This window comes from Nocardioides sp. B129/18, from assembly GCF_055282735.1.
Window position 1 is genome coordinate 156,855 of record NZ_JBUZJI010000005.1, and the last position, 14,919, is coordinate 171,773.

A 14,919-nucleotide genomic window follows, 5' to 3' on the forward strand; every position below is an offset into this window, starting at 1 on the left:
CGTCCCACCCTCCCCACTCCCTGACAGAAGGAGCAACCCCATGTCCGACGCCACCGTCGACGTCGAGTCCGTCCCCGTCGCCCCCGAGATGACGCGCCGTCTCGGCGCCGAGGTGCTCGGCACGTTCTGGCTGGTCCTCGGCGGCTGCGGCACCGCCGTGCTGGCCGGCGACGAGGTGGGCTACCTCGGCGTCGCCCTCGCCTTCGGCCTCACCGTGCTCACCGGCGCCTACGCCTTCGGCCCCATCTCCGGCGGCCACTTCAACCCGGCCGTCTCGGTCGGCCTGGCCACCGCGGGCCGCTTCGCCTGGCGCGACGTGCCGCTGTACGCCGTCGCGCAGGTCGTCGGCGCCACCGCCGCCGGCGGCGTGCTGCTCTCGATCGCCAGCGGCACGGACGGCTTCTCGGCCGTCGACAGCGGCTTCGCCACCAACGGCTTCGGCGACCGCTCGCCGGGCGGCTACGGCCTCGGTGCCGTGCTCGTCACCGAGATCGTGCTGACCGCGTTCTTCGTGCTCGTCATCCTCGGCGCCTCCGCCAAGCGCGCGGCCGTCGGCTTCTCGGGCCTGGCGATCGGCCTGGCGCTGACGCTGATCCACCTGGTGTCGATCCCGGTGAGCAACACCTCGGTGAACCCCGCCCGTTCGCTGGGCGTGGCCTGGTTCGCCGGCGGTGACGCGCTCGGCCAGGTGTGGGTCTTCATCCTGGCACCGATCGTCGGCGCCGCGATCGCGGGCCTCGTGCACCAGACCCTGTTCGGCGACGAGCAGGAGTGATCCACCGCCGGGGGCGGGGCGGCCGGATCGGCCGTCCCGCCCCTGCTGCGTTCCCGGGGCCGGACGCGTGCCGGCCCGGCCTCAGAGCGTCGAGGCCCGCGCCACCAGCTCGGGGGTGAAGGTGAGCGTGCGGTGCGCATGGTCGCCGCCGCCGGCCTCCTCGAGCAGCAGGCGCGCGGCGGCACGTCCGAGCTCGTCGCGGGGCTGGCGCACCGAGGTCAGCGGCACCGCCGCGGCGCCGGCGAAGTCGATGTCGTCGAACCCGACGATCGCGAGGTCGTCGGGCACCCGTCGTCCGCTCTGGGTGGTCTGCTGCAGCAGGCCCAGGGCAAGGAGGTCGTTGGCGCAGAAGGCGGCCGTCGGACGTCGTCGGGCGGGCAGGCCGGCCAGCCGCTCGCCGGCCTCGCGTCCGGCCACCAGGCTCAGCGCCGGGGTGGGGAGGTCGACCAGGGCGTCGTCGGGCAGGCCCGCCTCGCGCACCGCGCCCAGCGCCCCCTCGCGCCGCTCGGCGACCTGGCCGATGCTCATCGGCCCGCCGATGAAGGCGATGCGCCGGTGGCCGCGCTCGATCAGGTGCTCGGCCGCCAGGCGTCCGCCGGCGACGTCGTCGGCGGCGGCCGAGCACAGGGAGTCGTCGCCGCGGGTGCGGTCGACGATGACGACGGGCGTGTGCCGCGCGACCTCGTCGAGCAGGGGCGCGAAGGGGTCGACCGGGGTGACGAGGATGCCCTGCACCCGCTGCTCGCGCAGCACCTCGAGGTGCGCGGCCTCGCGGGCGGCGTCGTTGAAGCTGTCGCAGAGGAAGAGCGAGAGGTCGCGCCCGGAGGCCTCGGCGTCGATGCCGTGGGCGACGTCGGTGAAGAAGGGGTTGCCGACGTCGAGCATCACGTAGGCCAGCGTGCGCGAGTGGCCCGCGCGCAGGGCCCGGGCCGACTCGTTGCGGACGAACCCGAGCTCGGCCATCGCGGCGAGCACCTTCTCGCGGGTGCGCTGGCTGACGCGGTCGGGGCGGTTGAGGACGTTGGAGACCGTGCCGAGGGAGACCCCGGCGGCGGCGGCGACGTCGACGACCGAGGCCGACCGGGATGCCTGGCTCACTCGGGGGGACCTCCTGACGTCGTGTCGCGGACCTGAAACGTATCGGCAGCCGCGCGGTCATTCTGGACCACCCCGGCCTGTCCCGCACCTGGGCGTCGTCACGTGCCGGAAACTATTTGCCCAGGAACGCTTGACGGCTGTGAGCGCCGTCACCTAGCGTCCTCCTCGTTCTGAAACCTTTCAAAAAGGGGTCAGACGAGCCGAACGCCGACGAACACGAGGTGCCCGCCGTGACCCGCTCCGCCACCACCCCCTGGGTGCTCGAGCTCGCCGAGGTCAGCAAGTCCTTCGGCGCCGTGGCCGCCCTGCGCTCGGCGAGCCTGCAGGTGGCGCCCGGCTCCATCCACGCGCTGGTGGGGGAGAACGGAGCGGGCAAGTCCACGCTCATCAAGATCGTCGCCGGCGTGCACCGCCGCGACGCCGGCGCCTTCCGCTTCCGCGGCGAGGACGTCGACTTCGGCTCCACCGCGGAGTCCAAGGCCGCGGGCATCGCGGTGATCTACCAGGAGCCCACGCTCTTCCCCGACCTCTCGGTCACCGAGAACATCTTCATGGGCCGCCAGCCGCGCGACCGCTGGCGTCGCATCGACCGCGCCCGCATGCACGCCGAGGCGCAGGCGCTCTTCGACCGGCTCGGCGTCGCCCTCGACCCCCGCCGCCCCGCCCAGGGCCTCTCGATCGCCGACCAGCAGATCATCGAGATCGCCAAGGCCATCAGCCTCGACGCGAGCCTGCTGATCATGGACGAGCCCACCGCGGCGCTCTCCGGGGTCGAGGTCGAGCGGCTCTTCGCCGTCGCCCGCAGCCTGCGCGACGAGGGCCGCGGGCTGGTGTTCATCTCCCACCGCTTCGACGAGGTCTTCGCGCTGTGCGACACCGTCACCGTGATGCGCGACGGCGAGTACGTCTCCACCGAGCCGATCGCCGAGACCAGCCCCGACGCCATCGTCGCCCGCATGGTCGGCCGCGAGGTCGGGGAGCTGTTCCCCAAGACGCCCGCGCCGCTCGGCGAGGTCGTGCTGGAGGTCGAGGGCCTCACCTCCGCCGGCGTCTTCCGCGACGTCAGCCTCTCCGTCCGCGCCGGCGAGATCGTCGGACTGGCCGGTCTCGTCGGCGCGGGCCGCAGCGAGATCGCCCGCGCCATCTTCGGCGTCGACTCCTACGACTCCGGCTCGGTGCGGCTGGCCGGTCGCCCGGTGCGGCCGCGCAGCCCCCGGGCCGCGATCGCCGCCGGCCTGGCCCTCATCCCCGAGGACCGACGCCAGCAGGGCCTGGTCACCGACGCCTCCGTCGGGCGCAACGTCGCCGCCGTGATCCGCCGCGGCCTCACGCGCGCCGGCGTGCTGACCGCGGGCGCCGAGCTGCGCGCCGCGAGCCCGTGGGCCGCGCGCCTGGAGGTCAAGACCAGCGCGCTCGACATGCCGGCGGCCACCATGAGCGGCGGCAACCAGCAGAAGGTCGTCATCGCCAAGTGGCTGGCCACGAACCCGAAGGTGCTGCTCATCGACGAGCCCACCCGCGGCATCGACGTCGGCACCAAGTCCGAGGTGCACCGGCTGCTCTCCGATCTCGCCGGCCAGGGCCTGGCGATCGTGATGATCTCCTCCGAGCTGCCCGAGGTGCTCGGCATGGCCGACCGCGTCCTCGTCGTCTGCGAGGGCCGGATCACCGCCGAGCTCTCCCGCGAGGAGGCCACCCCCGAGCTGGTCATGCTCGCGGCCACGAACCACGGCGCCGCCGGTGCCACCCACGAGGTCGCGTCCGACGCCGCGCCCGCCCCGAGCCAGGAGGTCTCCGCGTGAGCACCGACGTCGCGCTGGTCGCCCCCAGCGCCCTCAGCCCCGGACGCCGCGTCCTCACCGGCGTGCTGCGCTCGCGCGAGCTCGCCGTGGGCCTCGTGCTCCTGGCCCTGGTGCTGGCCACCACGCTCAAGAGCCAGAACTTCGTGCTCTCCAGCGACGGCTGGCGCGACCTGCTGCTCGCGCCGTCGCTGCTGCTGATCCTCGCCGTCGGCCAGGCGGTGGTCATCGTGACCCGCAACGTCGACCTCAGCGTCGGCTCCACCCTCGGCCTCACCGCGTACCTCACGGGCCGGCTCTTCGTCGACCACCCCGGCATCCCGGTGGTGCTCGTCGTGCTCATCGGCGTCGCGTTCGGAGCGCTGCTCGGCGCGGTCAACGGCCTTCTGGTCGCCTTCGGCAAGGTGCCCGCGCTGGTGATCACCCTCGGCACGCTCTACGTCTACCGCGGCGTGTTCCTCACCTGGGCCGGCAGCGACCGCATCAACGCCTCCGACATGCCCGAGGGGTTCCTCTCCCTCGGCACCCGCCAGATCCTCTCCATCCCGGTCCTGACGCTCATCGCCGTCGCGGTCCTGGTGGCCGTCGGCTACCACCTGCGCACCGCCCGGGCCGGCCGTGAGCTCTACGCCATCGGATCCGACCCCGAGGCCGCGCACCTCTACGGCCTCCCCGTCCGACGCCGGGTGCTCACCGCGTTCGTCATCTGCGGCGCGCTCGCGGGCCTGGCCGGCGTCGTCTACACCGCGCGCTACGGCACGGTCTCCTCCGGCGCCGGCTACGGCATCGAGCTGCAGGCCGTGGGCGCGGCCGTCATCGGCGGCATCGCGATCTTCGGCGGCAGCGGCTCGGTGTGGGGCGCGGCCATCGGCGCCTACCTGCTGGTCACCATCAACCGCGCGCTCCCGCTGCTCGGCATCTCCGACTTCTGGCAGCAGGCCGTCGTCGGCCTCCTCATCATCGGCGCCGTCGTCCTCGACCGCCTCCTCACGGCCCGCCAGGCCGCCCAGCTCACGGATGCGAGGGACACCCAGTGACGACGACGACCGCCGCGCCCGCCCCGGCGCGCACCTACGCCCTGCACGCGCGCCCGCTGTGGCGTCGCGCGCTGCTGACCCGCGAGGTCGCGGTCATCGCGCTGCTCGTCGCGGTGCTGGCGTGGTCCAACGTCAACGTGCCGAACTTCGACGGCCCGCTGACGCTGTACTTCCTGTTCCTCGACATCGCGCCGATCCTGCTCATCGCGCTGCCGATGACGCTGGTGATCATCACCGGCGAGATCGACCTCTCGGTGGCCAGCGTCGTGGGCCTCTCCAGCGTGCTGGTCGGCCAGCTGCACCACGACGCCGGCCTGTCCATCCCGCTGGCCGCGCTCGTCGCGATCGCCGTCGGCGTGGTGTGCGGCCTGCTCAACGGCTACCTCGTCGCCTACGTCGGCCTGCCCTCCCTGGCGGTCACCCTCGGCACGCTGGCGCTCTACCGCGGCATCGCGGTGGGCCTGCTCGGCACCAACGCGATCACCGACTTCCCCGACCGCTGGACCTCCTTCGTCCAGGACCGCATCGGCACCAGCAGCTATCCCGTCGTGCTGATCCCGATCGCGGTGCTCGCGGTGCTCTTCGCGCTGCTGCTGCACGCCACGCCGTTCGGTCGCGGGGTCTTCGAGATCGGCCTGAGCAAGGAGGCGGCGCGCTTCACCGGCGTCGACGTCGCCCGCACCACGCTGTGGCTCTTCGTCCTCACCGGGGCGGTCTCCGCGCTGGCCGGCGTCTACTACACGCTGCGCTTCGGCTCGGCCCGCGGCGACAACGCCACCGGCATGGAGCTGCAGGTGATCGCGGCCGTCCTGCTCGGCGGCGTCTCGATCTTCGGCGGCCGCGGTGCGCTGCACGGCGTGCTCGCCGGCGTCGTCCTCATCGGCGCCATCTCCAGCGCGATGCGCCTGGAGGGCTACACCGTCAACGTCATCAACATCGTCATCGGAGTGCTCCTCATCGCCTCCGTGATGTCCACCAGCCTCCTCGCCTGGCTCTCGGGCCTTCGGTCAGCGAGGACCACCGCGGCAGCCCGCCCCGGTCAACGGCGTCTCCCCACGGACGTCGCCACCACCACCAAGGAGAACTGAAGCAATGAAGCCCATGCACCGGCGGCTGACCGCCGCGGCCGCCGCCCTCCTGGTCGGCAGCCTCTCCCTCACCGCCTGCGGTGGCGGCGACTCCGACTCCTCCGCCTCCGGCGGCGGCGCGACGACCGTCACCTTCCTGCCGAAGAACCTGGGCAACCCCTACTTCGACACCTCCGACGCCGGCGGGAAGAAGGCCGTCGAGGAGTTCGGCGGGAAGTTCTCCGAGGTCGGCCCCGACACCGCCACGCCCGACGGCCAGGTGCAGTTCATCAACACCGCCGCCCAGCAGGGCACCGACGCGCTCGTGATCTCGGCCAACGACCCCAAGGCCATCTGCGACGCCATCAAGCAGGCCCGCGACGCCGGCACGAAGGTCGTCACCTTCGACTCCGACACCAGCACCGACTGCCGCGACCTCTACATCAACCAGGCCACCGCCGAGGGCATCGCGAAGGTCCAGGTCGACCTCATCACCGAGCAGATCGGCGACTCCGGCGAGGTCGCGATCCTCTCCGCCGCCGCGAACGCGACGAACCAGAACGCCTGGATCGACCTGATGAAGAAGGACCTCGCCGAGAACCACCCGAACGTCACGCTCGTCGACACCGTCTACGGCAACGACGACGACCAGACGTCCTTCGACAAGACCTCGGCGCTGCTCCAGAGCCACCCGAACCTCAAGGGCATCATCTCGCCGACCACCGTCGGCATCGCCGCCGCGGCGCGCTTCCTCTCCACCTCGCAGTACAAGGGCAAGGTGGCCCTGACCGGTCTGGGCACCCCGAACCAGATGCGCGAGTACGTCAAGGACGGCACCGTCACCTCCTTCGCGCTGTGGAACCCCGAGGACCTCGGCTACCTGGCCGCGTACGCCGCCAAGGCGCTCGTCGACGGCGACATCACCGGCAAGGAGGGCGACTCCTTCAAGGCCGGCAAGCTCGGTGACTACAAGGTCGGCGCCGACGCCACCGTCCTGCTCGGCGACCCGTTCGTCTTCGACGCCAAGAACATCGACCAGTTCAAGTTCTGATCGCGGCCCGGCCACGACGCCGAGCCCACCGCCGCCTCCGGTCGGGCCTGCACGGGCCCGGCCGGGGGACCGGCAGGAGAGGACTCGCCATGACCCGCACCTGCTTCTGCCTCCAGGTCCGGCCCGAGCGGCTCGAGGAGTACCGCGAGCGGCACGCCGCCGTGTGGCCCGAGATGCTCGCCGCGCTCCACGAGACCGGCTGGCGCAACTACTCGCTGTTCCTGCGCGAGGACGGCCTGCTCGTCGGCTACTACGAGAGCGAGGACCCCGTCGGCGCCGTCGCCGCGATGGGCCGCACCGAGGTCAACGCCCGCTGGCAGGCCGAGATGGCGCCGTTCTTCCTCGACCTCGACGGCGCCGCCCCCGACACCGGCTTCCTGCGGCTGACCGAGGTCTTCCACCTCGAGGACCAGCTCGCCCCGCACCACCCCACCACCGAGAAGTGATGTGAGATGACCACGTTCGCGAAGATCGCCCACCAGCTCGACGGCCAGGCCATCGAGCTGCCGTCCTGGGCGTTCGGCAACTCCGGCACCCGGTTCAAGGTGTTCGGCAGCCCCGGCGCGCCGCGCACGATCGAGGAGAAGATCGCCGACGCCGCCACCGTGCACCGGCTGACCGGCCTGGCGCCCAGCGTCGCCCTGCACATCCCGTGGGACCTCTCCGACGACTACGCCGCGCTGGGGGCCTACGCCGCCGAGCAGGGCGTGGCGCTCGGCACGATCAACTCCAACACCTTCCAGGACGACGACTACAAGCTCGGGGCCCTGACCCACACCGACCCCAAGATCCGCCAGAAGGCGATCGACCACCACTTCGAGTGCCTCGACGTCATGGCCGCCACCGGCTCGCGCGACCTGAAGATCTGGCTCGCGGAGGGCAGCAACTACCCCGGCCAGGCCGACATGCGCGGCCGCCAGGACCGGCTGGCCGAGAGCCTCGCGATCATCTACGACCGGCTCGTCGGCCTCGGCGAGGAGCAGCGCCTGGTGCTGGAGTACAAGTTCTTCGAGCCGGCGTTCTACCACACCGACGTGCCCGACTGGGGCACCTCGTACGCCCAGGTCGTCGCCCTCGGCGAGCGGGCCACGGTCTGCCTCGACACCGGCCACCACGCGCCCGGCACGAACATCGAGTTCATCGTCATGCAGCTGCTGCGGCTGGGCCGCCTGGGCTCCTTCGACTTCAACTCCCGCTTCTACGCCGACGACGACCTCATCGTCGGCGCGGCCGACCCGTTCCAGCTGTTCCGGATCCTCGTCGAGGTCATCCGCGGAGGCGGCTACGGCCCGGCGACCCCCGAGGGCCGCAGTGACGTCGCCTTCATGCTCGACCAGTGCCACAACGTCGAGGCCAAGATCCCCGGGCAGATCCGCTCGGTGCTCAACGTGCAGGAGATGACCGCCCGGGCGCTGCTCGTCGACCGTGACGCGCTGGCCATCGCGCAGGAGGACGGCGACGTGCTCGGCGCCCACCAGCTGCTCATGGACGCCTTCTACACCGACGTCCGCGCCGACCTCGCCGCCTGGCGCGAGGAGCGCGGTCTGCCGGCCGACCCGATGGCCGCGTACGCCGCCTCCGGCCACGCCGCCGAGATCGCCGCCACCCGCGTCGGCGGCACCCAGCTGTCCTGGACCTGATCCCCACCCCCGATCCGCTCCATCACCACTCACCCGAGCCCACCCGAGGAAGTCATGACGAACCCCGCCGCCGCGGACCTGATCGCCCGCTCCAACCGCCTGGGCGCCGATGCGAAGAACACCAACTACGCCGGGGGCAACACCTCCGCGAAGGGAACCGAGACCGACCCGGTCACCGGCGAGGCCGTCGAGCTGCTGTGGGTCAAGGGCTCCGGGGGCGACCTCGGCACCCTGACGGAGTCCGGCCTGGCCGTGCTGCGCCTGGACCGCATGCGCGCGCTGGTCGAGGTCTACCCCGGCGTCGAGCGCGAGGACGAGATGGTCGCCGCGTTCGACTACTGCCTGCACGGCAAGGGCGGCGCCGCGCCGTCGATCGACACCGCCATGCACGGGCTCGTCGACGCCCCGCACGTCGACCACCTGCACCCCGACTCAGGCATCGCCATCGCCACCGCGAAGGACGGCGAGCAGCTGACCAAGGAGATCTTCGGCGACAAGGTCGTGTGGGTGCCGTGGCGTCGTCCCGGCTTCCAGCTCGGCCTCGACATCGCCGAGATCAAGCGCGCCAACCCGCAGGCCATCGGCTGCATCCTCGGCGGCCACGGCATCACCGCGTGGGGCGAGACCTCCGAGCAGGCCGAGGCCCACTCGCTGCTCATCATCGACACCGCCGCCGCCCACATCGCCGCGCACTCGAAGGCCGAGCCGTTCGGCCCCGCGCTGCCCGGCTACGCGGCGCTGCCCGAGGCCGAGCGTCGCGCCAAGGCCGCCGCGCTCGCGCCGACGATCCGCGGCATCGCCTCGGCCGACCGCCCGATGGTCGGCCACCTCACCGACTCCGAGGTGGTCCTGGACTTCCTGGCCAGCGCCGAGCACCCGCGCCTGGCCGCGCTGGGCACCTCCTGCCCCGACCACTTCCTGCGCACCAAGGTCAAGCCGCTCGTCCTCGACCTGCCGGCGAGCGCGTCGGTGGAGGAGTCGATCGCGCGCCTGCAGGAGCTCGCGGTGGCCTACCGGGAGGACTACCAGGCCTACTACGACCGCCACGCGACGCCGCAGAGCCCGGCCATCCGCGGCAAGGACCCGCTCATCGTGCTGGTGCCCGGCGTCGGCATGTTCAGCTTCGGCAAGGACAAGCAGACCGCCCGCGTGGCCGGCGAGTTCTACGTCAACGCCATCAACGTCATGCGCGGCGCCGAGGGCCTCTCCACCTACGCCCCCATCGAGGAGTCGGAGAAGTTCCGCATCGAGTACTGGGCGCTGGAGGAGGCCAAGCTGCAGCGGATGCCGAAGCCGAAGCCGCTGGCCACCCGCATCGCGCTGGTCACCGGCGCCGCCTCCGGCATCGGCCGCGCCACCGCGGAGCGGCTGGCCGCCGAGGGCGCCTGCGTCGTCATCGCCGACCTCGACCTCGCCAAGGCCGAGGCCACCGCCGCCGAGATCGGCAGCACCGACGTCGCGGTCGGCGTGCAGGTCGACGTCTCCGACGCCGCGGCCGTGCAGGCCGCCGTCGACGCCGCGGTCCTCGCCTTCGGCGGGCTCGACCTCGTCGTCAACAACGCCGGCCTCTCGCTCTCGCGCTCGCTGCTGGAGACCTCCGAGGCCGACTGGGACCTCCAGCACGACGTCATGGCCAAGGGCTCGTTCCTCGTGGCCCAGGCGGCCGCGAAGGCGATGATCGCGCAGGGCCTCGGCGGCGACATCGTCTACATCTCCAGCAAGAACTCCGTGTTCGCCGGGCCCAACAACGTCGCCTACGGCGCCGCGAAGGCCGACCAGGCCCACCAGGTGCGGCTCCTGGCCGCCGAGCTCGGCGAGCACGGCATCAAGGTCAACGGTGTCAACCCCGACGGCGTCGTCGCGGGCTCGGGCATCTTCGCCTCCGGCTGGGGCGCCAACCGCGCCGCGGTCTACGGCGTGGAGGAGAAGGACCTCGGCAAGTTCTACGCCCAGCGCACGATCCTCAAGCGCGAGGTGCTGCCGGCCCACATCGCCAACGCGGTGTTCGTGCTGTGCGGCCCGGAGATGACCCACACCACCGGCCTGCACGTGCCGGTCGACGCGGGCGTCGCCGCCGCGTTCCTGCGATGAGCGCGGCCGTCCGGGTCGCCGCTGTCGACCTCGGCGCCACCAGCGGCCGGATCATGGCCGGCACGGTGAGCCCGGGCGGCCTGCACCTCGAGGAGCTGCACCGCTTCCCCAACGGCGCGGTGCGCGCGCACGGCACCCTCTACTGGGACGTCCTGGGCCTGCACCGCGAGATGCTCGCCGGCATCCGCGCGGTGGCCGGCACCGGGCCGCTGCACGGCATCGGCATCGACTCCTGGGCCGTCGACTACGGCCTGCTCGACCGCGACGGGCACCTGCTCGGCAACCCGCACAGCCACCGCGACGCCCGCACCGACGGCGTCGCGGCCCAGGTCGCCACCGTCGTGCCGCCGGCGGAGATGTACGCCGTCACCGGTCTGCAGCAGCTGCCGTTCACGACGATCTACCAGCTCGTCGCCGCCCGCGGATCGGCGGCGCTGGAGGCCGCCGAGACCCTCCTGCTGCTGCCCGACCTGCTGGCGTACTGGCTCACCGGCGAGGCCGGCGCCGAGCGCACCAACGCCTCCACCACCGGGCTCTACGACGTGCGCACGAGGGAGTGGTCGCGCGAGCTGGCGCAGCGCCTCGAGCTGCCGTGGGGCGTCCTGCCGCCGCTGCGCGACCCCGGCGCCGTCATCGGCCCCGTGCTCGGCGACGTCGGGCGTCAGGCCGGCATCCCGAAGCGGGTGCCGGTGGTGGCCGTCGGCTCCCACGACACCGCCTCGGCCGTCGTCGGCGTGCCCGCGGCCGAGGGGGAGCGGTTCGCCTACATCTCCTCGGGCACCTGGTCGCTGGTCGGACTCGAGCTCGACGCGCCGGTGCTCACCGAGGCCGCCCGCGAGGCCGACTTCACCAACGAGGGCGGGGTCGACGGCACGATCCGCTTCCTCAAGAACGTCATGGGCCTGTGGGTCCTCTCGGAGTGCATCCGCACCTGGGGCGAGCAGCGGCTGCCCGGCACCGACCTCGTCTCGCTGCTCTCCGCGGCCGACGACCTGCCGGCGCTGCGCACCGTCGTCGACATCAACGACCCCCGCCTGCTGCCGCCCGGCGACATGCCCGCGCGCATCGTCGCGCTGGCCCAGGAGGCCGGCGAGCCGATCCCGCGCACCCCGCTGGCGATCGCGCGCTGCGTGCTCGACAGCCTCGCGCTGGCCTACCGCCGCCACCTGCGGCGCGCGGGCGAGCTGGCCGGGCAGGGCATCGACGTCGTCCACGTCGTCGGCGGCGGCTCGCAGAACCAGCTGCTGTGCCAGCTCACCGCCGACGCCGTCGGCGTCCCGGTGCTGGCCGGGCCCTCGGAGGCCGCGGCGCTGGGCAACGTGCTCGTGCAGGCCCGCACGCTCGGCGCCGACCTGCCCGACCTCGCCGCCATGCGCGCGCTCATCCGGCGCACCCACGAGCTGCACCGCTACACGCCGCGCCCGGGCCTGGACTGGGATGGCGCCGAGGCCCGCCTGCGGGAGAGGGTGGACGCATGAGCTCCTCGCCTCGGGTGGCGCTGATGGTCACCTGCCTCAACGACGCGCTGCGTCCGGAGGTCGGGCAGGCCACCGTGCGCCTGCTGCGACGCCTGGGCGTGGACGTCGAGTTCCCCGACGCCCAGACCTGCTGCGGCCAGCCGATGGTCAACACCGGCTACCTCGACGAGGCCGTGCCGGTGGTGCGCACCTACGTCGACGCCTTCGCCGGCTACGACGCCATCGTGACGCCGTCCGGCTCCTGCGCGGGCTCCGCGCGGCATCAGCACGCGATGGTCGCGCAGCGCAGTGGCGACGCCGGCCTCCAGCGGGCCGTCGCGGAGGTCTCGCCGCGCACCTACGAGCTCTCGGAGTACCTCGTCGACGTCCTCGGCGTCACCGACGTCGGCGCCTACTTCCCGCACACCGTCACCTACCACCCGACGTGCCACTCGCTGCGGATGCTCGGCGTCGGCGACCGGCCGCGTCGCCTGCTCGAGGCGGTGCGCGGCCTGCGGCTGCGCGAGCTGCCCTCCGAGCGGGAGTGCTGCGGGTTCGGCGGCACGTTCGCGGTGAAGAACGCCGACACCTCGGTGGCCATGGGCGTCGACAAGGTGCGTCACGTGCGCTCCACCGGGGCCGAGGTGCTCGTGGCCGGCGACTCCTCCTGCCTGCTGCACCTCGGCGGCCTGCTGCAGCGTCAGCGCGCCGGCGTCCGCACGATGCACCTGGCCGAGATCCTGGCGTCCACCGAGGACGCGCCCGTGGCGCTGCCGGTGTCTGGTGCGTCCGCATGAGCGGCACGTTCGTCGGCATGCCGGCCTTCCCGACCGCCGCGCGCGCCGCGCTGGCCGACTCCCAGCTGCGCCACAACCTGGCCCACGCCACCGGCACCATCCGCGCCAAGCGCGCGGCGGTCGTCGAGGAGGTCGAGGGGTGGGAGGAGCTGCGGCTCGCGGGCGCGGCGGTCAAGGAGCGCGCGCTGCTCGACCTCGCCACGCACCTGGAGACCCTCGAGGCCTCGCTCACCGCGAACGGCGCCACCGTGCACTGGGCCCACGACGCCGCGGAGGCCAATGCCATCGTCGTCGCGATCGCGCAGGCCCACGAGGCGCGCGAGGTCGTCAAGGTGAAGTCGATGGTCACCCAGGAGATCGACCTCAACGGCGCGCTGGAGCAGGCCGGCATCGACGCCTGGGAGACCGACCTCGCCGAGCTCATCGTCCAGCTCGGCGGCGACCTCCCCAGCCACATCCTGGTGCCCGCGATCCACCGCAACCGCGCGGAGATCCGCGAGATCTTCCTGCGCGAGATGGCCGCCGTCGGCCGGCCCGCGCCCGCCGACCTCACCGACGAGCCGGCCGTGCTCGCCGCCACCGCCCGCGCGCACCTGCGTGAGAAGTTCCTGCGCGCGAAGGTGGGCGTCTCCGGCGCGAACTTCGCCGTCGCCGACTCCGGCACCCTCGTGGTGGTGGAGTCCGAGGGCAACGGACGCATGTGCCTGACGCTGCCCGAGGTGCTGATCAGCGTCGTCGGCATCGAGAAGGTCGTGCCCACCTGGGCCGAGCTCGATCCGCTCCTGCGGCTGCTGCCCCGCTCGTCCACCGGTGAGCGGATGAACCCCTACACCTCGACGTGGTCGGGCGTCACGCCCGGCGACGGCCCGCAGGAGGTGCACGTCGTCCTGCTCGACAACGGCCGCACCCGCGCGCTGGCCGACGAGGTCGGCCGCCAGGCGCTGCGCTGCATCCGCTGCTCGGCGTGCCTCAACGTCTGCCCGGTCTACGAGCGCACCGGCGGGCACGCCTACGGCTCGGTCTACCCCGGCCCGATCGGCGCGATCCTCAACCCGCTGCTCCACGGCACCGGCGACCCGCAGACCGACTCCCTGCCCTACGCCTCCTCGCTGTGCGGGGCGTGCTTCGAGGCCTGCCCGGTGCGCATCGACATCCCCGAGGTGCTCGTCCACCTGCGCTCGAAGGTCGTCGACGCCCACCGCGGCGACCGGGTGCCCAAGGTCGAGGCGCTGGCCATGAAGGCGGCCTCGCGCGCCCTGGGCGACGCACGGCGGCTGCGGCGCCTGGAGCGCATCGCCGGCCGCACCGGCCGGTTCGTGCGTCCCACCCTGCCCGTGCCGGGCTGGTCCGGGGCCCGCGACGTCCCCGCACCCGCCGCGGAGTCGTTCCGCGACTGGTGGGACCGCACCGAGGGAGGCATCCGATGAGCAGCGCCGGCTCCCGCGAGCGCATCCTCGACGCCGTCCGCTCGGCGCTTGCCGGCGTCGAGGCGCCCACGGCCCCCGTGGTCTCCCCGCCGGGTGCGGCCGTCGCCGACGCCGAGCTGCTCGAGCGGTTCGTCGAGCGCGTCGTCGACTACCGCGCCGTGGCCGAGGTGTGCACCGCCGCCGAGCTGCCCGCGCGCGTCGCCGCGGCGCTGCCCGACGGCGCGCGCGTGGTCGTCCCCGCCGGGCTCGACCTCGAGGTGCCCGGCGCCGTCGTCGACCACCCTGGCCTCGACGCCCCCGCCCTCGACGCGCTCGACGCCGTCGTCACCCGCGCCCGGGTGGGCATCGCCGAGACCGGCACGATCGTGCTCGACCACGACGACGCCCAGGGCCGCCGCGCGATCTCGCTGGTGCCCGACCTGCACGTGTGCGTCGTGGCGGCCGACCAGGTCGTCGCCGACGTGCCCGAGGCCGTCGGCCGGCTCGACCCCGCGCGTCCGCTCACCTGGATCAGCGGCCCCTCGGCCACCAGCGACATCGAGCTGAACCGCGTCGAGGGCGTCCACGGCCCGCGCACGCTGCACGTCATCGTCTGGCGCTGACCCGTCCTGCGCGGGGTCGTCCGCCGGCGACCTCGCCCGCCGGGGTGGTCGGTGCACGGATGTGCTCCGACCACCCTT

Annotated in this window: 13 protein-coding genes; 12 read left to right on the forward strand and 1 reads right to left on the reverse strand. The window is 73.1% G+C overall.

Annotated features, from left to right (window positions below):
- Positions 1-40 precede the first annotated feature (40 nt).
- Complete coding sequence (gene aqpZ / locus ACZDWJ_RS05735) at positions 41-775, forward strand: aquaporin Z (RefSeq protein WP_463519967.1); 735 nt, start codon at positions 41-43, stop codon at positions 773-775.
- An 81-nt stretch (positions 776-856) separates the two neighbouring features.
- On the opposite strand, the gene ACZDWJ_RS05740 is transcribed toward aqpZ, so the two are convergent.
- On the reverse strand, positions 857-1,873 hold the full coding sequence (locus ACZDWJ_RS05740) for a LacI family DNA-binding transcriptional regulator (RefSeq protein ID WP_463519968.1): 1,017 nt from the start codon (positions 1,871-1,873) through the stop codon (positions 857-859).
- 230 nt (positions 1,874-2,103) lie between these two features.
- Between ACZDWJ_RS05740 and ACZDWJ_RS05745 the strand changes: the two genes are divergently transcribed.
- The 11 genes from ACZDWJ_RS05745 (at position 2,104) to ACZDWJ_RS05795 (ending at position 14,841) form a co-directional block, all read left to right on the forward strand.
- Positions 2,104-3,675, forward strand: a complete 1,572-nt coding sequence (locus ACZDWJ_RS05745) for a sugar ABC transporter ATP-binding protein (RefSeq protein WP_463519969.1) — start codon at positions 2,104-2,106, stop codon at positions 3,673-3,675.
- Entirely contained in the window at positions 3,672-4,709 is a 1,038-nt protein-coding gene (locus ACZDWJ_RS05750) for an ABC transporter permease (protein ID WP_463519970.1), read from the forward strand. The genes ACZDWJ_RS05745 and ACZDWJ_RS05750 overlap by 4 nt, the downstream gene beginning before the upstream one ends.
- The gene (locus ACZDWJ_RS05755; RefSeq protein WP_463519971.1) at positions 4,706-5,797 is read left to right on the forward strand and encodes an ABC transporter permease; all 1,092 of its coding nucleotides are present in this window, start codon (positions 4,706-4,708) and stop codon (positions 5,795-5,797) included. The genes ACZDWJ_RS05750 and ACZDWJ_RS05755 overlap by 4 nt, the downstream gene beginning before the upstream one ends.
- Before the next feature lie 4 nt (positions 5,798-5,801).
- Positions 5,802-6,827, forward strand: coding sequence for a rhamnose ABC transporter substrate-binding protein (gene rhaS, locus ACZDWJ_RS05760; RefSeq protein WP_463519972.1), 1,026 nt, complete (start codon positions 5,802-5,804; stop codon positions 6,825-6,827).
- A gap of 89 nt (positions 6,828-6,916) precedes the next feature.
- Entirely contained in the window at positions 6,917-7,273 is a 357-nt protein-coding gene (locus ACZDWJ_RS05765) for an L-rhamnose mutarotase (protein WP_463519973.1), read from the forward strand.
- Between the two features lie 6 nt (positions 7,274-7,279).
- Complete coding sequence (rhaI, locus tag ACZDWJ_RS05770; RefSeq protein WP_463519974.1) at positions 7,280-8,467, forward strand: L-rhamnose isomerase; 1,188 nt, start codon at positions 7,280-7,282, stop codon at positions 8,465-8,467.
- Between the two features lie 54 nt (positions 8,468-8,521).
- A complete protein-coding gene (locus ACZDWJ_RS05775) occupies positions 8,522-10,558 on the forward strand; it encodes a bifunctional aldolase/short-chain dehydrogenase (RefSeq protein ID WP_463519975.1) in 2,037 nt (678 codons plus the stop codon).
- On the forward strand, positions 10,555-12,036 hold the full coding sequence (locus ACZDWJ_RS05780; protein ID WP_463519976.1) for a rhamnulokinase: 1,482 nt from the start codon (positions 10,555-10,557) through the stop codon (positions 12,034-12,036). Before ACZDWJ_RS05775 ends, ACZDWJ_RS05780 begins: the two co-directional genes overlap by 4 nt.
- Positions 12,033-12,812 (forward strand): (Fe-S)-binding protein, encoded by a 780-nt coding sequence (locus ACZDWJ_RS05785; protein ID WP_463519977.1) that lies wholly within the window; start codon positions 12,033-12,035, stop codon positions 12,810-12,812. Before ACZDWJ_RS05780 ends, ACZDWJ_RS05785 begins: the two co-directional genes overlap by 4 nt.
- Positions 12,809-14,239 carry a lactate utilization protein B gene (locus ACZDWJ_RS05790; RefSeq protein WP_463519978.1) on the forward strand — a complete coding sequence of 477 codons (1,431 nt, stop codon included), beginning with the start codon at positions 12,809-12,811 and terminating at the stop codon, positions 14,237-14,239. The genes ACZDWJ_RS05785 and ACZDWJ_RS05790 overlap by 4 nt, the downstream gene beginning before the upstream one ends.
- On the forward strand, positions 14,236-14,841 hold the full coding sequence (locus tag ACZDWJ_RS05795; protein WP_463519979.1) for a LutC/YkgG family protein: 606 nt from the start codon (positions 14,236-14,238) through the stop codon (positions 14,839-14,841). Before ACZDWJ_RS05790 ends, ACZDWJ_RS05795 begins: the two co-directional genes overlap by 4 nt.
- Positions 14,842-14,919: the final 78 nt, after the last annotated feature.